The 17223-nt window shown below is 71.8% G+C and carries 18 protein-coding genes; 5 read left to right on the forward strand and 13 right to left on the reverse strand.

The genetic code is table 11. From position 1 onward, the window contains the following. Positions 1-147: 147 nt before the first annotated feature. Positions 148-1173 (forward strand): metallophosphoesterase family protein, encoded by a 1026-nt coding sequence (locus IG78_RS0119495; RefSeq protein WP_030564926.1) that lies wholly within the window; start codon positions 148-150, stop codon positions 1171-1173. Here the strand turns inward: IG78_RS0119495 and IG78_RS0119500 are convergent. Both IG78_RS0119500 and IG78_RS0119505 read right to left on the reverse strand, forming a co-directional pair. After that, on the reverse strand, positions 1148-1456 hold the full coding sequence (locus IG78_RS0119500) for a DUF397 domain-containing protein (protein ID WP_030564929.1): 309 nt from the start codon (positions 1454-1456) through the stop codon (positions 1148-1150). The two genes, IG78_RS0119495 and IG78_RS0119500, sit on opposite strands and share 26 nt — an antisense overlap. Beyond that, entirely contained in the window at positions 1456-2289 is an 834-nt protein-coding gene (locus tag IG78_RS0119505) for a helix-turn-helix domain-containing protein (protein WP_030564931.1), read from the reverse strand. Before IG78_RS0119505 ends, IG78_RS0119500 begins: the two co-directional genes overlap by 1 nt. A gap of 115 nt (positions 2290-2404) precedes the next feature. Between IG78_RS0119505 and IG78_RS0119510 the strand changes: the two genes are divergently transcribed. Next, complete coding sequence (locus IG78_RS0119510) at positions 2405-2839, forward strand: ATP-binding protein (RefSeq protein WP_030564933.1); 435 nt, start codon at positions 2405-2407, stop codon at positions 2837-2839. On the opposite strand, the gene IG78_RS0119515 is transcribed toward IG78_RS0119510, so the two are convergent. Then, positions 2820-3494 (reverse strand): helix-turn-helix domain-containing protein, encoded by a 675-nt coding sequence (locus IG78_RS0119515; RefSeq protein ID WP_030564935.1) that lies wholly within the window; start codon positions 3492-3494, stop codon positions 2820-2822. The two genes, IG78_RS0119510 and IG78_RS0119515, sit on opposite strands and share 20 nt — an antisense overlap. Positions 3495-3597: 103 nt before the next feature. Between IG78_RS0119515 and IG78_RS0119520 the strand changes: the two genes are divergently transcribed. Next, positions 3598-4548: an oxidoreductase gene (locus tag IG78_RS0119520; protein WP_078965253.1), complete on the forward strand. Its 951-nt coding sequence runs from the start codon at positions 3598-3600 to the stop codon at positions 4546-4548. A 19-nt stretch (positions 4549-4567) separates the two neighbouring features. Here IG78_RS0119520 and IG78_RS0119525 read toward each other — a convergent pair whose 3' ends face one another. The 4 genes from IG78_RS0119525 to IG78_RS0119540 form a co-directional block, all read right to left on the reverse strand. Next, positions 4568-4990, reverse strand: a complete 423-nt coding sequence (locus IG78_RS0119525) for an acyl-CoA thioesterase (protein ID WP_030564939.1) — start codon at positions 4988-4990, stop codon at positions 4568-4570. An 80-nt stretch (positions 4991-5070) separates the two neighbouring features. Continuing rightward, a complete protein-coding gene (locus IG78_RS0119530; RefSeq protein ID WP_030564942.1) occupies positions 5071-5703 on the reverse strand; it encodes a hypothetical protein in 633 nt (210 codons plus the stop codon). Between the two features lie 75 nt (positions 5704-5778). Further along, positions 5779-7290 (reverse strand): eCIS core domain-containing protein, encoded by a 1512-nt coding sequence (locus IG78_RS44130; RefSeq protein ID WP_051852769.1) that lies wholly within the window; start codon positions 7288-7290, stop codon positions 5779-5781. A gap of 339 nt (positions 7291-7629) precedes the next feature. Further along, the gene (locus IG78_RS0119540) at positions 7630-8223 is read right to left on the reverse strand and encodes a histidine phosphatase family protein (protein ID WP_030564946.1); all 594 of its coding nucleotides are present in this window, start codon (positions 8221-8223) and stop codon (positions 7630-7632) included. A gap of 145 nt (positions 8224-8368) precedes the next feature. Between IG78_RS0119540 and IG78_RS0119545 the strand changes: the two genes are divergently transcribed. After that, positions 8369-10024, forward strand: a complete 1656-nt coding sequence (locus tag IG78_RS0119545; protein ID WP_037685715.1) for a glycine/sarcosine N-methyltransferase — start codon at positions 8369-8371, stop codon at positions 10022-10024. Between the two features lie 61 nt (positions 10025-10085). On the opposite strand, the gene IG78_RS0119550 is transcribed toward IG78_RS0119545, so the two are convergent. The 3 genes from IG78_RS0119550 to IG78_RS0119560 are packed head-to-tail and all read right to left on the reverse strand — an operon-like array spanning position 10086 to position 13235. Beyond that, a complete protein-coding gene (locus tag IG78_RS0119550; RefSeq protein ID WP_030564950.1) occupies positions 10086-11303 on the reverse strand; it encodes an FAD-dependent monooxygenase in 1218 nt (405 codons plus the stop codon). Between the two features lie 48 nt (positions 11304-11351). After that, on the reverse strand, positions 11352-11984 hold the full coding sequence (locus tag IG78_RS0119555; protein WP_030564953.1) for a cysteine peptidase family C39 domain-containing protein: 633 nt from the start codon (positions 11982-11984) through the stop codon (positions 11352-11354). Positions 11985-12023: 39 nt separating this feature from the next. Further along, positions 12024-13235 carry a pyridoxal phosphate-dependent aminotransferase gene (locus IG78_RS0119560; RefSeq protein ID WP_030564955.1) on the reverse strand — a complete coding sequence of 404 codons (1212 nt, stop codon included), beginning with the start codon at positions 13233-13235 and terminating at the stop codon, positions 12024-12026. An 84-nt stretch (positions 13236-13319) separates the two neighbouring features. On the opposite strand from IG78_RS0119560, the gene IG78_RS0119565 reads away from it, so the two are divergent. Then, entirely contained in the window at positions 13320-13967 is a 648-nt protein-coding gene (locus tag IG78_RS0119565; RefSeq protein WP_030564957.1) for a winged helix-turn-helix transcriptional regulator, read from the forward strand. A gap of 139 nt (positions 13968-14106) precedes the next feature. Here IG78_RS0119565 and IG78_RS0119570 read toward each other — a convergent pair whose 3' ends face one another. From IG78_RS0119570 to IG78_RS0119580, 3 genes are all read right to left on the reverse strand, one after another. Further along, on the reverse strand, positions 14107-14874 hold the full coding sequence (locus tag IG78_RS0119570; protein WP_030564959.1) for a hypothetical protein: 768 nt from the start codon (positions 14872-14874) through the stop codon (positions 14107-14109). Further along, the gene (locus IG78_RS0119575; protein WP_030564961.1) at positions 14874-16205 is read right to left on the reverse strand and encodes a VWA domain-containing protein; all 1332 of its coding nucleotides are present in this window, start codon (positions 16203-16205) and stop codon (positions 14874-14876) included. Before IG78_RS0119575 ends, IG78_RS0119570 begins: the two co-directional genes overlap by 1 nt. A gap of 211 nt (positions 16206-16416) precedes the next feature. Beyond that, positions 16417-16998 (reverse strand): NAD(P)/FAD-dependent oxidoreductase, encoded by a 582-nt coding sequence (locus IG78_RS0119580; protein WP_199813278.1) that lies wholly within the window; start codon positions 16996-16998, stop codon positions 16417-16419. Positions 16999-17223 lie beyond the last annotated feature (225 nt).

Here is a 17223-nt window from a genome sequence, read left to right on the forward strand (position 1 = left end):
GCTGTGTACACGTACGCGCCCGCTCCCGGTGGCGCTGTTGCCGCCCGGGGCCGCGATCTTCACGACGGCACGCCATGCAGCACCCCGCGCCCCACGCGACCCCCGTACCTCACGCAGCGCCCGCACCTCACGTACCCGGAGCACCCCATGGACCGCAGAGCCCTCCTCGCCGTGAGCGGCGGCGCCCTCGCGACCGCCGCCGTCGCCACCGCCCCGCAGGCCCACGCCGCCCCCGACCAGGCGGCCACACGCGGCCAGAGCTGGGGTGTCACCCGCTTCAACGTCATCAGTGACATCCAGGGCGACCTCGCCGACTTCGGCCGCGCCCTGGACGACATGGCGGCCGTCAACCCGCGCAGCGCGGGCCTCGCCGTCGCCGGTGACATCACCCCGCGCGGCTACGACTTCGAGTACGCGCAGGTCAGCACCGAGCTGCGGCGTCACACCCATCCTCGTAACGTCGCCTGGGCCATCGGCAACCACGAGTTCTACGTGCCGAAGTGGCGCGACCCCGACACCCTCGCCCAGGACACCTGGCCCAACGGCACCACCGAGGACTCCCTCTTCCGCAGCTTCTACCGCTTCGCCAAGCGCGGCTCCGTCCACGCGGAGATGTCCTTCGGCGGCGTGCCCGTCCTCACCCTCGGTACCGAGCGGTACTCCCACTTCCACGACCCGAAGCTCTGGGACGAGGTGTGGATCAGCGACGCCCAGTTCACCTGGCTGGAGGACCGGCTGCGGTACTGGTCACGCCGCCGCAAGCCGGTCATGGTCGTCACCCACCACCCGCTGCCCAACACCGTCTCCGGCACCCGCAACAAGCTCTACTCCAGCGACTACCTCCAGGCCGACCGCCTTCTCGCCCTCCTCGGCCGCCACCCCGACGTCTTCCTCTTCTCCGGCCACACCCACTGGGACCTGGACCTCTCCGACTGGGTGGTACGCCGCGTCGTTCCCGGCACGGCGAACCTGAGCGGGTTCACCGTTGTCAACACCGGCGCCATCCAGACCGGTTACCGGGACGACGGCAAGGGCGGCGAGATGTCCGTGGGCGGCTCCTTCAACCAGGGCCTCCAGGTGGAGGTGCACTGGGACAAGGTCGTCATCAAGGCCCGCGACTTCGCCCGCCGGGCGTGGCTGAAGGAGATTACGGTGCCGCTCGCACGAGCCTGAGGAAGTCTGACCAGGGGGTCGGCTGCAGGGTCAGGGTCGGCCCTCCGGGCCTTTTGGAGTCGCGGACGTGTATGGCGGCGGGGCAGGGGGCGACTTCGACGCAGTCGTCGCCGTCGCTGCCGCTGTGGCTGGACTTGCGCCAGGCGGGCGCGACTTCTACGCAGTCGTCGCCAGCGCTGCCGCTGTAGCTGGACTTGTGCCAGGAGAGGGCGACTTCAACGCAGTCGCCATCTCCGCTGCTGCTGTAGCGACTCTTGTGCCAGGACAGTTCGGGGGTGCTCATCATGCTCCTCGCATCCGCTCCAAGAGGCTCACCGACTCCTCGAACGAGAGAGCCTGTGAGCGCATCCTGGCATACCGCTTCTGGAGCAGACTGATCTCTTTCGCGTCGGATACGAGTTGTCCGCCGCGCTGCCCCTCGCAGTACGCGAACCACTTGTTGCTCGGCGTCTCTAGGAGCCTGAAGGGTCCGTCCAGTCCGGCGTGGGACTCCCGCACGAGTGGCATGATCTGCAACTCGATGTTGCGGCGTTCGGCGAGTTCAAGGACCCGGTCGATGACCCCCTGAGTGACTGACGTCCCGCCCATGCCGCGCAGGAACAGGTGCTCCTCCAGGATGAAGCTGTACGCGGTGTTGGGTCGCTCGGTGAGCAGCTTTTGGCGCGCTGCACGTGCTGCAAGCTGTGCCTGGATCTGGTCGTCACCCAGTGGCGGCAACCGAGCGACAAACACCGCCTCCGCGTACGCAGGCGTCTGCAACAACCCGGGAATCAACCGGCACTCGTACGTGTAGAGGGTGATCGCCTCCTGCTCCAACTGGGCCCACCGGAGGAACCAGGAGGCCAACCCCCGCTGCCGGGAAACCTGGTGCACAATCAACCGCAGAGTCCCGAACGCATCGAGCGTGGCCTCCGCCTGGTCCACGAACCTCGGCGGAGGGAACCGTCTCCCCTGCTCGACGGACGCAATGAAATGCGTCGAGTAACCAATCTCCGGACCCAGGGCCTCTTGCGTGTACCCGGCCCGCTTGCGGAAGCTCTTCAAAGCCGCACCGAAGGCTTTGAGGCCCTCGCTCGGCTCCGGCTCGTTCGTGCCGGGCGCGCTTGACGACGTCACGCGCCCATGCTCACGGACAGTGACGCGTACTGTCCACACTTCGCACTCGTACAATTACTCAGCGTACGAGTTCCGTACCTCCCGCCCCGCAGAGCCACAGGTCACCGTGGGGGCCATGGCACCCCAGGTACAAACCCCCACATCAGCACACACGTTCACGCAGCGCATCAGCGCGACCCCGCGCGGGGCCCGCCTGGCCCGCAGGCTCGTGCGGTACCACCTCGACGGGTGGGGCGTCCCGTACGACAGCGAACTCTCCGACACGGTCGCCCAGATCGCCGCCGAGCTGGCGGCGAACGCGGCGACCCACGGACGCGTACCGGGCCGCGACTTCCAACTGCGCCTGCTGCTGCGCGCGAACTGCGTACGGGTCGAGGTGAGCGACACGCGCACGGAGTGCGGGCCGCCGGAGCGGCCCGAACAACCGCCACCGGACGCCGAGTCGGGCCGGGGGCTCGTCCTGGTGGCGGCGCTCGCGGCACGGTGGGGCGTCGAGTCGCGGGCGGTCGGGAAGACGGTGTGGGCGGTGGTCAGCCTGCCCGGCGGCTGAGGACCCCCGCCTGGAAGCGCGACGTCGCCCCGAGGTCGGCCATCAGCGCGGCCACCCGCCGCCGGTACGTCCGCAAGGACATGCCGAGGCGGCGGGCGGCGGCCTCGTCCGTGAGCCCGGCGGCCAGCGCGCCGAGCACCGCGCGGGACTCCTCGTCGAGGACGGGCCGGTCCGCCGAGCCCAGGCACCCCGCGAGGTCCTCGGCGGCCTCCCACGTCGCGTACAGCAAGGAGCGGATGCCCTCCACGACGTCGGGCTCCCGGACGACCGTGTAGGTGCGCGCGCCCCGGGCCTCGGAGCCCGCTAGTATCGCCACCCGGCCGTCGATGACCATCGCCTCGCGCGCGAGCGGCGCCGAGGAGATCCGCACCTGCGCCCCGGACGCGGCGATGCGGGCCAGGCGGCGCTCCGACTCCGGGTCGCCCAGGGCCCGCCGGGTGTACACCTTGCGCATCGCGAGACCGCCGGGGCCCGGACGGAGCGGCGGCCTGCGCCCGCCGTCGAAGACGGCGTTCGTCCCCGCGGACCAGGTCACCAGGTCGGTCGCCCCGCACAGATACTCCTCACGCGCCGACGCGATCAGGTCGCCCGCCCTGCGTACGAGTTCCGCCTCACCCCGCAGCGTGACGAACGGTGCCGCCGTGGATCCGCCCATGAGTCCCCCCGAAACATCGACCTGTCTGCCCGCAGCTTCCCCCGAACTGGCAGCAACGTGCCACCCCCGACCGCGCGGGCAGGCGGGCCCGCACGATGTGGCCATGCAGATCACCGAACAGGCCACGGAACAGACCACGAAACAGGCCACGAACCGGACCGCGAACGAAACCCCCGCAGCCCCCGCCGCCGCAGGCCCCGCGGCCGCCGCGGGCCACTGGCTCATCGGCGGCGACCTGCCCGTACGCCGTATGGGCTTCGGCGCGATGCGGCTGCCCAGCCGCACCTGGGACGAGCCGCCGCACGACCCCCGCAACGCCCGCGCCGTGCTGCGCCGCGCCGTCGAACTCGGCGTCGACCACATCGACACGGCCGCCTTCTACTTCTACAAGGACCTCGCCGCCAACGACTTCATCCGCGAAGCCCTGCACCCCTACCCGGAGGGCCTGGTCATCGCCACCAAGGTCGGCCCCGACCGCGACCGGGACCACAACTGGCTGACCCCCGCCGACCCGGCGAAACTCAAGGCCGACGTCCACCGCAACCTGCGCCAACTCGGCGTCGACCACCTCGACCTGGTCTATCTGCGCTTCCACGCCCACGAGGGCCCCGGAGACGGCCGCTTCGAGGCGCTCGCCGAACTGCGCGAGCAGGGCTTGATCCGGCACCTCGGCGTCAGCAACGCCACGCCGGAACAGCTCGCCGAGGCCCAGGCGGTGGCGCCGGTCGCCGCCGTCCAGAACAAGTACAGCCCCGTCTACCGCGACGCCGACGCGGACGCCATGGTCGACCTGTGCGCCCGCCAAAACATCGCCTTCGTGCCGTTCTACCCGCTCGGCGGCACCGGCGCCCCGCACCTCGACGGGCTCGCACGGGTCGCCGAGCGGCACGGCGCGACCGCCGCGCAGGTCGGCCTCGCCTGGTCGCTGGCCGTCTCCCCGGTGATGCTCGCCATCCCCGGCACGTCGTCGCTCGCCCACCTGGAGGAGAACGTCGCGGCGGCCGGGCTCCGCCTCGACCCCGCCGACCTCGCGGAACTCGGCGCCACCGGCTGAACGGGGCCCGGCCCGCGCCTCAGAGCCCGAGCACGCGCGGGTCCGACGCCAGCGCCCCGAAGTACTCACGCGGGTCCGCCACCATGCGCCGCTCCTTGAGGTCGAGCAGGCCGCCCACCCCGGAGAGCGTGGCCGCCGTGCTGCCGTCCGCCTTGGTCACGGTCTGCTCGATCCTGAAGGTCTTCCCCTCGCCCCACACGAACGCGCAGGACACCGTGACCTCGTCACCCGCGCGCAACTCGCCGAGGTAGCGCACGGTGTTCTCCAGGGCGACCGGGCCGACGCCCTTGTCCATCAGGTCGCGCTGCTCGATGCCCGCCGCCCGCAGGAGCGACCAGCGCGCGTGCTCCGCGTACTGCACGTACACGGCTTGGTTGAGGTGGCCCTGCGTGTCCGTCTCGTACCCACGGACGGTGATGCTCACGGCGAACGGCTCGGACACGGTTTCCCTTTCGACGACGCTGCACACTGATTGCCAGAACCTCAACCGTTCAGCGATCAACGGCATTCCGAATTCCGGCCTCATGTCCTGCGCGGCGACGCCAGGACGTACCGCGCGGCCGTCCGGGCGTCGCCGTGCTCACTGACCTGCCACCCGGCCCGCTCCAGGACCGCCCCGCAGGCGCGCACGCCCTCGGCCGTCGGCTCGCGCACCTCGACGGCGTCGGGCTGCGGGGTCACGCACACGCGATACCCCTCGCGGCCGGGCCCCGCGGGGACACGGCCCGCCGCCTCCAGGGCTATCGCCGCGGCCTGCACCAGATGCGTACGCTCCCACGCGCACGGCCGCTCCCTGTCGCCGTCGGCGTTCGTCATCCGGCGCATCTCGACCAGGCCCAGCCAGGCGTCCCGCACCTCCCGCGCCCGCGCCGGGCCCTCGCCGCCCGGCGGGGACTCCTCGGTGCCGGTGCGGGCGGCGAACACGCCGGGCACCGGCTCCACGGGCGCCGTCTCCGGCTCGGCCCCCACCGGCTCGTCACGCACCCGGTGCCCGGCGGGGGTCAGGAAATACGCGTGCGGCGGACGCGGGTGCCGGAACGCGAGCCGCAGCCGCACCAGGGCGGAGAGCTGCGCCTCCGTGCCGGAAAGGCGGCCCGTGACCGGGTCCGCCGCCGCGATGATCCGCCGCTGCGCGGGAGTCGTCGGCTTGGCCATGCTCCGATAGTGCCTCGCCCCACTGACACTCGCCCCGCCACCGACGGCACCGCACCGACGCGGGGCACCGCCGGGTCAGGCGCGGCGGACGGTGATCAACTGGTACGGGGGCTGATGGGCGATCTGGAGCTCCACGCCCCCCACATCCGTCGTCCGGCCGCCGCTCGGCCCCTGTCTGATGTCCGGGGTCGTGACATCGACCCTGAGGGGCCGGTAACCGTCCGTACGCCGGTTCCTGTTGTTGATCTCCTCGATCGTCCGGCGTACCGCACGGGACTGGCTGTGCCCGGCCGTCTCGTTGTCCGTCACGACGTAGGCGGCGCTGCTCCGGCCGAGGACACGCTCGATGCAGTGAGCGAGTCCGTTCTCGCTCCGGTCCATGGCCCAGGGGCCGGGGTGGGGCACGAGGAGTTCGGTGTGCGGCACGTGGTGGCCGAACCGCGTGACCGAGCCCTGCTCCAGCGTGACCGGGCTCCCCGGGATGAACTGGCCGAGCATCCGCGTGATGACGCCCACGTTCATGTCGGGCGAGTAGGCGCTCAGGTTGCCCCGCTGACCGTGCGCGTCCGCGAGGAACTGGGCCTCACGCAAGCCGCCCTGGCCGTCGACGGCGGCGACCACCGTGTTCTTCACCGCCTCGATCGCCTCGCTCAGCCGGTAGATCACCGAGTCGTCGTCGAGCAGGGCCGCCACCCGGGCCTTGTGGTCGCGGTGCAGCCTGCGGAAGGACCGCTCCTTCTCCAGATCGGCGAGGGACTCATAGATCGTCTGCGGGTCGCCGGGGTTCTCGTTGTCGGGGATCACGAAGCGCTGCACGGGCCCGCCCGGCACACCGCCCGCCACACCGTGCGCCTCGTCCTCGCGGCCGTCCTCGCGGTCGCCGAGACCCGCCGTGGTGTCGGCCGAGCGCTGGGTCACGATGGACGGCGCGAGCCGCGCCCCCGCGGCGTAGGCGGCGCCGTTGGTCCCGGCCTGGCGCTCCGACCCCTGGTCGGGGTCGGTGACGGGGGTCCCGGCGCCGTTGTCCTTGCCCGTCTCGGGGACGCCCTGGAGGTTGTTCCTGAGGTGGTCGAGCTCGTGGCCGATGAGTTCCTCGCTCGCCCCCGGCGGCAGGAAGACGTGGTGGCCGATCGTCATGGCCTCCGCGCCCATCGCCGCGATGGCCCGCTGCGCCACCGCGTCGTCGTGCAGGCGCCCCGCCGACAGATTGGTCTGGTAGAACGGCTCGGCCTTGCTGCGGACGGAATGCGGCAGCGGACGGCCCGACGAGTTGATGGCGGCGGCGACGAGGGCGCTCTGCGCCTCCGGCGCGGTGTCCGCGACACCGCCGTGCCCGCAGCCGTCACCGTGGACGTGCTGGTCCGGGCCCTGATCCTCCTTGAGGAAGCGGGCGACGGCGCGGTTGCCGACGGAGCGCTGGAGTGCGGTGACGGCCGAGGGGCCGGCCAGGGGGCCCGCTGCGGGGCTCGCCACGGGGTGGGCCTGGGCGTGCTCCGCGTCGTGCCGCGCGGTGGCCCTTGCCGGGCGCGGAGCGTGTCCGCGGCCGTTCCCGGCCCGCTCGCCGGGTGCTTCCTCGTGAGCCCGCATGGTACGTCCCGTCCGGTCGGCAGGGCCCGAACCCGTCACGGGCCTCAGGCCGTTGTACGCGACCGCGCCCGGAACCGGCAGTGCCCTTGAGGCACCCCGGGGGGCAGCCGGGCCGTGCCCTGCGGGCAACTGGGCCGCCCGGTCGGGGTCCTTGCCGGGGGCTCCCCAATCCCGCCCCTTCCCGAACTGGGGCTCCGCCCCAGACCCCGCTCCTCAAACGCCGGAGGGGCTGAAAATTGCGGCACATATTCAGCCCGTCCGGCGTTTGAGGACCGGGGGTCCAGGGGGCGGAGCCCCTTGGTTACGGGAAAGGGGCGGGACTGGGGCGCCCCGCGAAGGTCAGGGCCGCAGGTTCCACGTGGCCAGGACCGGGCGGCCGTGTTCGTAGCCGAGGCGGCTCACCGTGCCGGTGGCGAGCTGGAAGTGGGCGCCCGCCGCAGGGGGGAAGCCGAGCCGGCGGGCGGTGAGGACGCGGAGGAAGTGGCCGTGGGCGAAGAGGACGACGCTGCCCTCGGTGTTGGCGAGCGCGGCATCGGCCTTGGCGAGCATCCGATCGGCCCGCTCCCCGACCTGCTCGGGGGTCTCACCGGGGTGCTCCGGAGGACCCGGGGCCACCCCGTCGGTGAACAGGAACCAACCAGGACGGGTCCGCTGGATCTCCACCGTGGTGATCCCCTCGTACGCCCCGTAGTCCCACTCGGACAGATCCGCGTCGACACGCGCATCCCCGAACCCGGCCAGCTCCGCGGTCTCCCGCGCCCTTGAGCGCGGGCTGGTGAACGCGGCGTCGACACGGTACTTGCCGATGAGCGAGGCGATGGAACGTGCCTGCTCACGGCCCCTGTCGGTGAGGGGAATGTCCGACCGGCCGGTGTGCTGCCCGGACAGCGACCACTCGGTCTCACCGTGCCGGACGAGAAGAAGATCACCCATGGTGTCGACGGTCCTGTTCTGACGGGCGGAACGTCAGTTCCGCGTATGTATACGAAATCCGCATGTATGGCGGTCCCCGGCTTTGGATAGCGATGTGCCCAGGCCATCCCTGGCCATCCCTCATTGAAGTCGAAGGGCGTTCAACGTGCATCCGGCTCAGAAATTCGGCGACAACCCTGTCGAAGTACGAGAAACCGGCCACTACACGGAGGAATACGTACCAAGCTTCGTCGAAAAGTGGGACTCACTCATAGATTGGGAGCGAAGGGCCCAGAGCGAGGGAAACTTCTTCATCGACCTGCTGCGCAAGCGGGGCGTCAAGAGCGTGCTCGACGTGGCGACCGGCACCGGGTTCCACTCGGTGCGGCTGCTCGCCGCCGGGTTCGACGCCGTCAGCGCGGACGGCAGCGCGGACATGCTGGCGGCGGCCTTCGCCAACGGCATGGAGGACGGGCACGTGATGCGGGTCGTCCAGGCGGACTGGCGCTGGCTCAACCGTGACGTGCACGGCGAGTACGACGCGATCGTCTGCCTCGGCAACTCCTTCACGCACCTGTTCTCGGAGCGCGACCGCCGCCGAGCGCTCGCGGAGTTCTACGCGATGCTCAAGCACGACGGCATCCTCGTCCTGGACCAGCGCAACTACGACGCGATCCTCGACGACGGTTACACCAGCAAACACACCTACTACTACTGTGGCGAAGACGTCTCCGTGGAGCCCGAGTACGTCGACGAGGGGCTCGTGCGGATGCGGTACAGCTTCCCGGACGACTCCGTCTACCACCTCAACATGTTCCCGCTGCGCAAGGACTACACACGCAGGCTGATGGCCGAGGTCGGCTTCCAGAACGTGGAGACCTACGGCGACTTCCAGCACACCTACCGAGGGGAGCAGCCCGACTTCTTCGTGCATGTCGCGGAGAAGGAGTACCGCGCGGACGAGGAGCAGGACGAGCGCTACTCGGGCGCGGTCGGCGTCGCCCGCACCTACTACAACTCCGCCGACGCCGACGCCTTCTACGCCGAGGTGTGGGGCGGCGAGGACATCCACATCGGTCTCTACGAGCGTCCCGGCGAGCCCATCGCCGACGCCAGCCGGCGCACCGTCGAGCAGATGGCCGCCAAGCTGAACCTCACCCGGGACTCCGTCGTCCTCGACCTGGGCTCCGGTTACGGCGGCTCCGCCAGGTACCTGGCGTCGACGTACGGCTGCCGGGTCCTCGCGCTCAACCTCAGCGAGGTGGAGAACCAGCGGCACAAGGAGCTGAACCAGCGCCGGTCCCTGTCCCGGCTTATCGAGGTCGTCGACGGGTCCTTCGAGGACATCCCCTACCCGGACGCCTCCGTCGACGTCGTGTGGTCGCAGGACGCCTTCCTGCACAGCGGCAACCGGGTACGCGTCCTGGAGGAGATCTCCCGGGTGCTGCGGCCCGACGGGCAGGTGATCTTCACCGACCCGATGGCCGACGACGACTGCCCGCCCGGAGTGCTACAGCCCATCCTCGACCGCATCCACCTGGACGACATGGGGTCGCCCGGGTTCTACGCACGTGAGCTGGCCCGCCTCGGGTTCACCCCGGCCGGGCGCGGGTTCGACGAGCATCGCGCGGAGCTGGTGACGCACTACGCGCGCGTCCTGGAGGAGACCGAGCGGCAGGAGGCCGACGGGCTCGCCCGGCTCGTCAGCCACGACTACCTCACGCAGATGAAGCTGGGGCTCGCACGGTGGGTCGCCGCCGGGCGCGACGGGCACATCACGTGGGGCATCCTGCACTACCGCCGAGGCGGCGGCACCGCCTGACGGTCGGCCGCAGCGCCGGGGCAGCGCCGACGGCCCCGGCGCTCCGGCCGCCCTCCGACCCTCAGATCGGGCGCAGCTCCCGGCCCCCGAACGCGCCCGTTCCGTCCGCCTGTTTCCACCAGGACTCCAGGCCCGCCTGGTCCAGGCCGCGCCAGCGCGGGGTGTGCTCGACCAGGGCGTGGCCGAGGCGGCGGCCCAGGTCGACCATGGTGCGGCCGGCCACCGTACGGTCGGTGTCGTAGGACTCCAGGGCCTCCGGCCAGGTCGTCGCCGTGACGATGGCGGACTCCAGGACCGTGGCGTCCTGGAGGGCCTTCACCGCGCCCGCGCCGGTGTGCGGCCGCGCGACGGTCGCCGCGTCGCCCGCGAGCAGCACCCGGTCCCGGGCGTACCGGGGCGCCGTGAAGTCGTACATGGGCTGGAGGAAGAGCTCCTTGGGCCCGGTCGCGCGGACCAGGGCGCCCCAGTAGGGCGGCATCAGCTCCTCGGCGACGTAGGAGAGATGGGCGTCCAGGGCGTCGGTGAGGCCGCCAGGCGGCAGGCTCGTGGGGCTTGTGAAGCCGAGGCCCACGTCCAGGCCGTCGGGCGGCGCGGTGTACAGGATCCAGTTCACGCGGTGGCCGCCGGCGCCGTCAGGGATGCGGTACACGACCGCGTGCCCGCCGTCGAAGACGACGTACACGCAGTCCTCCTCCGCCCACAGGTGCGGGTCGGCGAGCCGGTCGTGCGGGTACGCGCCGCGCCAGGCCAGATAGCCCGCGTACCGCGCGGCCAGGCCGGGGTGGGCGGCCGCGCGGACCACGGAGCGGTAGCCGTCCGCGCCGATCACGACGTCGTACCGCTCGGTGCCTTCGGCGGTGTCCACCTCGGCGCCGACGGCCCCGGAGCGCACGGCCTCCACGGAGGTGCCGGTGCGGAACTCCACCGACTCGGGCACCCGGCGCCGCAGCTCGCCCCAGAGCGGGCCCCAGTTGTAGGTGCGGAACGGGAACGGCATGGCGCCGATCTCGTGCCCGAGCGGGCTCGCCGCACGGTCGTCACGCACGTACCAGCGCCGCCTGACGAGCTGCACCCACGGCATGTCGGCGTCCATGTACCCGGCCGACTCCAGCTCCACGTAGCGGGAGTTGTGCACCGCGAGGCCGACGCCGCGCTCCGCGAGGCGGCCCGAGGCCCGCTCGTACACCGTGATCTCGTCCGCGCCGCCGCGGTGCGCCGCCAGCGCCATGGCGCAGCCCGCGACGCTGCCGCCGACGACGGCGACCCTGCCCGAATGCATCATCGCGCCATCCTGACAGCATGGGTGACGTTCTGTCATGAGCACATGTCAGGGCGTGAGCGGTGCGCCCCCGGCCGACATGGACACGCCGCGCCCGGCGAAGAACGGCTCGAAGGCGGCCGGGGACAGCTCCGCCGTACGGGTAAGCGCATCGATGCCCGAGGGGTTGTGAAAGTGCAGCCCACCGCCCGCAGTGCGCCCCGTGACCAGCACCAGATGCCCGCCCCTGCCGGGCGCGGGCCGCTCCGGACGGCGGATCTCGAAGTGGACGGAGGCCATGACCGTCCGGCCCGCGTCCAGGAGCCCGATGAGCTCGTCGACGGCGAGGTGCCGGTGCACGGTCGCTTCCACGGCGTGCACCTCGCGCACGTACTCGGCGAACGGCGCGTAGACGAGGCCCCGGATCGTGCCGTCGGCGTCCTCGGTGTACGCGCCGTACTTCAGGGCGCCGTCCCGCAGCTCGAACAGCGACGGCGCCGAAGGGCCGAGCGCCATCCGCAGGCACGTGAGCCCGCACAGATGGCCGCACCAGCGCGCGTAGTCCTCCAGGGCGGCCGCGCCCGACTCCCGCCAGGCCGGGTCGTCGGCGGGGGCGTGGCCCTCGTACACGATCTTCCCGACCAGCTCCGGCGAGGCGAACTGGGTCAGGGACGGGGTCCCGCAGGTGGTGCAGAGGGTCACCGGAACACTCCTCGGCGCGGTCGCGGGGGCCGGGGCCTCCTACTGGCGGTATCCGCTCAGGAAGCGGCCGATGCGGCTGATCGCCGCGTCCAGGTCGTCAGCGTACGGGAGGGTGAGGATGCGGAAGTGGTCGGGACGCGGCCAGTTGAAGCCGGTGCCCTGGACCACCTGGATCTTCTCCTGGAGCAGCAGGTCGAGGACGAACTTCTCGTCGTCGTGGATCGGGTGCACCTTCGGGTCCAGGCGCGCGAACGCGTAGAGGGCGCCCCGCGGCTTCACACAGGAGACACCGGGGATCTCGTTCAGCTTGCGCCAGGCGCGGTCGCGCTGTTCGTGCAGGCGGCCGCCGGGCGCGGTCAGGTCGTGGATGGACTGACGGCCGCCGAGCGCCGCCTGGATCGCGTACTGGGCGGGCGCGTTGGGGCACAGGCGCATGGAGGCCAGCATCGTCAGGCCCTCCAGATAGTCGCGCGCGTGCTGCTTGGGGCCCGTCACGACCAGCCAGCCGGAGCGGAAGCCCGCCACCCGGTAGGTCTTGGAGAGGCCGCAGAAGGTCAGGACCACCAGGTCGGGGGCCAGCGAGGCCACGCTGTGGTGCACCGCGTCGTCGTACAGGATCCGGTCGTAGATCTCGTCGGCGAACACCATCAGGCCGTGCCTGCGTGCGAGGTCGAGGATGCCTTCGAGGATCTCGCGCGGGTAGACCGCGCCGGTCGGGTTGTTCGGGTTGATGATCACGACGGCCTTGGTGCGGTCGGTGATCTTCGCCGCCATGTCGTCGAGGTCCGGGTACCAGTCGGCCTGCTCGTCGCACAGGTAGTGCACGGCCTTCCCTCCGGAGAGGGTCGTCACGGCCGTCCAGAGCGGGAAGTCCGGGGCCGGGATCAGGACTTCGTCGCCGTCTTCGAGGAGTGCCTGTACGGCCATCGTGACCAGCTCGGACACGCCGTTGCCGAGGAAGACGTCAGCCACCGAGACCCCCTCGATGCCGAGCGCCTGATAGCGCTGGGCGACGGCGCGGCGGGCGGAGAGGATGCCGCGCGAGTCCGTGTAGCCGTGCGCGCCCGGCAGCATGCGGATCATGTCCTGGACGATCTCCTCGGGCGCCTCGAAGCCGAAGAGCGCGGGGTTGCCGGTGTTGAGGCGCAGGACGCTGTGACCCGCCTCCTCCAGGGCGTCCGCGTGCTCGATGACCGGGCCCCGGATCTCGTAACAGACCTCGCTGAGCTTGCTCGACTGCCGGAACTCCATGCGGTGTGCCTCCCGTGGCGTGCGTTACTTGGTTTTACCAAGCTGCCGCTTGGAAAGTCCAACGACTTGTCTAGACTGCGACGCATGCCACCTCGACCGTCGGCCCGACCGCGCCGAAGCTACGACCAGTACTGCGCCGCCGCCCGCGCCCTCGACACCGTCGGCGACCGCTGGACCCTGCTGATCGTCCGGGAGCTGCTCGCCGGGCCCCGCCGCTACACCGACCTGCACGCCGACCTGCCCGGCGTCAGCACGGACATGCTCGCCTCGCGGCTCAAGGACATGGAGCAGGGGGGCCTCGCCGAGCGGCGCAGGTTGCCCGCGCCGGTCTCCGCGTACGTCTACGAACTCACCCCGCGCGGGCGGGAGCTGCTGCCCGTGCTCCGGGCGCTCGCCCGGTGGGGCGCCGACGACCTGGGGGACCGTACCCCCACGGACGCGGTGCGGGCGCACTGGTTCGCGTTGCCGCTCCTCGATGCCGTCGCCCTGGAGGAGGGGCTTTTGGAGGTGTGCCTGCCGGAGGGTGAGTTCCACGTACGGGTGGGGGGTGACGGCGTCGTCTCGTACGGGGACGGGCCCGCGCCCGGGGTGCCCGACGCGCGGCTGGTCCTGGACTCGGGGGTAGCCGTCGAGGTCGGGCGTGGGGTGCTGGGCGTGGCCGAGGGGGTGCGGGGCGGGCGGATCGCCGTCAGCGGGGACGGGGCCCTCGCCAAGGCGTTGCGGGTGGGGTGAAGGGGTGGGGCTGTGCCCTCGCGGGGCGCCCCAGGCCCACCCCTTCACCGTAACCGGGGGCTGTCGCCCCCTGGACCCCCGCTCTATCGGCGCTCCGCGCCTCGTCCTCAAACGCCGGACGGGCTGGAAATGCCCCCGGTTACGGGCTGGAAACTGCTCTTCTGCCGCGCGTCAGGGTGTAGCCGCCCACGCCCGCCAGGGCCGCCAGGATTCCTCCCGCCCCCGTCCAGATCCACCGGCTCGTCCACCAGCCCGACGACCAGCCGTCCTCCGGCTCGGCGGGGGAGCGTTCGGTGCCCGGCACCAGCGGGGCGCCCAGGGTGCCGTCCACCGCCGCCGAGCCGCCGATGTCCTTCGACGTGGCCTCGACCTCGGCGGTGACCGGCTGGCCGAGGTCGGCGGTGCGCAGGCCGGTCGCCGTCAGGCGTACGTAGTACGTGCCGGGCAGCGGGTCGGCGGCCCACGGATCCGACCAGGCGCGCACCGTGCGCAGGGTGCAGGCGAGCTCCACCGGGCCCGCGGCCGCCGGACGCGCCTGCATGCCGTACATGCAGGGCTGACGTCGCCTCAGGCCGTCGTACACGTCGATACGCCACTTCGCGCCGGACGCGCCCGACGCGGACTCGGGCAGCTTCACGGTTGCCTTGACCGTGGGCCGCTGACCGGAGTCCGCAGGGAAGGACCAGTACAGGTAGTCACCGGTGGACGCGTCGGCCGTGCCCTTCTGGCCCTGCTCGATGGCGGTCGCCGTACGGAAGGACGTGCCCGCGTCGGCGCGCCTGTCGCCCTTGCCGTTCCCGCCGCCCCCCTCGCTCCCGTCGCCGGAGGCCGCGAAGGCCGCCCCGGAGGTGAGCAGTGCGCTCAGGCCGAGCAGTCCCACGGCCGTCAGCAGTCGCTTCGTACGCATCAGTTCGTCCTCCAGACAGCGACGCGCCAGCGCGCGAGCCAGCCCCACAGCACACCGCCCACAAAGCCGGTGAGCACCAGGGCGCCGAGCAGCCACCAGCCGCGGCCGAGGCCGAAGGCCGCCACGTCGGACGGGCCGTCGGGCGCGTCCACGACGTCGACAGTCAGCTCGACGGGCAGGCCGGGCTTGCCCTTGGCGGCGGCACCGGCGGCGGGCGAATAGGAGTGGGACACCTGGAGGCAGACGGTCTCCTTGTTGTCGGCGGAGTCGGCGGAGTCGGCGGAGTCGGCGGAGTCGGCCGCGTCGTCGTCGTCGCGCTCCGGCTTCGGGTAGCGCAGGCCCGTCGAGATGACGTCGGTGCGGCCGTCGCCCGCCTCCGAGCCGCGCACGATCTCGCGGTCGTGCTCGGTGACCGCGCGCAACAGCACGCCGTAGTCGTTGTTCACGGCCCGGTCGGCGCCGACGCTCACCGAAGCGCGCAGCTCCTTGCCGGGCGCCACGTCCACGCGGTACCAGCGGTGCTCGCCGAACCCGGCGCGGTCGGTGTACAGGCCGGGCTTCAGCTCCGGCGCGGCCGAACACCGGTCGGCGCCCTTCACGGCGACGGGGTTGACGACCGGATCGGCCGCGCGGTCCACCAACTGGCCCACCCGGTCGGTGAGTTCGTCGGTGTGCCGGACGGAGGTGTAGGTGCCGCCGGTGGCCTCCGCGATGCAGCTCAACTGGGCCCGCATCTTGGTGTTCGGAACCAGGCCGAGGGTGTCGATGGTGAGGTTGATGCCCTTGGCGGCGATCTCCCGCGCCACCTCGCACGGGTCGAGGGGCTGACAGGTGTCCTCGCCGTCGCTGATGAGGACGATGCGGCGGGAACCCTCGCCGCCCTTCAGGTCGTCGGCGGCCTTCAGCAGGGCCGGGCCGATCGGTGTGAAGCCGGTGGGCGAGAGCGTGGCCACGGCGGTCTTGGCGTCCCCGCGGTCCAGCGGGCCCACGGGGTAGAGCTGCTCGGTGTCCTTGCAGCCGGTCCTGCGGTCATCGCCGCGGTAGTTGGCGCCGAGGGTGCGGATGCCCAGCTCGACGTCCTCGGGGGTGGCGTCGAGGACTTCGTTGAAGGCCTGCTTCGCGGCGGCCATCCGGCTCTTGCCGTCGATGTCGCGGGCCCGCATCGAACCGCTCACGTCGAGCACGAGCTCGACCTTGGGCTTCGCCCCGCCCTCGGCGGTCGCGGAGTCGTCCGGTTCGTCGGCCGCGTACGCGACGGTCGGGGCGAGCCCCATGCTCAGGGCCGCGAACAGGGCACAGAGCCCCGCCGCGAACCGTTTTCTGGTGATCATCAGCGGATCCTATGGATCAAGGTCCGTCCGCTCCAAAAAAGCCGTCGCGGGCGCCGGCCGTGGTGGTCGGCGCCGAAGGCGCTTCTGCTTCCCGCGGCCCCCATCCGGCAGGAGGGGCCCGGCTCCTGGGAGCCGGGTCCCTGGTCCATGCCCCGGTGCGAGGGGTGTCAGGACGTCCGCGCCGAGCGTCGGCTCGGAGTGTGACCCGGCCTCACCCCGATGCCAGGAGGTCGAGCAGCTCGGGCGTGACGAACTCGTCCGCCGGGCAGGCCCCGGACATCGCCGAGAAGTAGCGGTCGGTGAGTTCGGCGCTGCCCGCGATCACCCGGAGCAGATCGATCTGATGCTTGCTCGCGGCGAGCGCGGCGGTGGTGAGCGTGTTGCGGTAGTCGGCCATCAGCAGGTCGTCGCGCCGCACGGCGAAGCTGTCGAGCGCGCGGCCGAGCAGCCGGGGGTCGTGCAGTCCGTCGCCGACGCAGTCGACGAGCAACTGGACCTGCCGGAAGGCGTCCGTGATGCCCCGTGCGGTGATGGAGTCCTTGTGGTGCCCGGCGTCTCCCACCAGCACCCACCCGCTGCCGGCCGCCTTCCGGAAGAAGTTCCGCTGGTCACCCGTGCCGTGCAGCCGCTCGACCATATGCCCGTCGGCCATCTGCTCGCGCAGCTCCGGCGCGGTCTTCCCGACCGCGTCGAGCAACGCCCCGAGCGCGTCGCCGCGCACCTGCCCGAACCGGTGTTGCGGGAAGTACGCGCCGACCAGCGTGGCACCGTCGTTGGTGGGGATGGCGCCCACCCAGCTTCCCGGTCGCGACCACGGCGACCGCCTCGGGGGCCGCCCGGGCGCGCTCACCGACCAGTTCGTGCACGCACGGCCAGTCCCGCTGCTCCACCTGGCCGGCACTCCGCTCGAGCGTGCCATCGGACATGTCCCTGCTCCCTTCGCGTTCGATGCCTGCGACAGACCCGGCGCACCGGTTCTCCGTGTGCTGCTCCCGGCCGGGCTCGGACATGCCGTCGG

The organism is Streptomyces aureocirculatus (genome assembly GCF_000720475.1).
GTDB lineage: Bacteria > Actinomycetota > Actinomycetes > Streptomycetales > Streptomycetaceae > Streptomyces > Streptomyces aureocirculatus.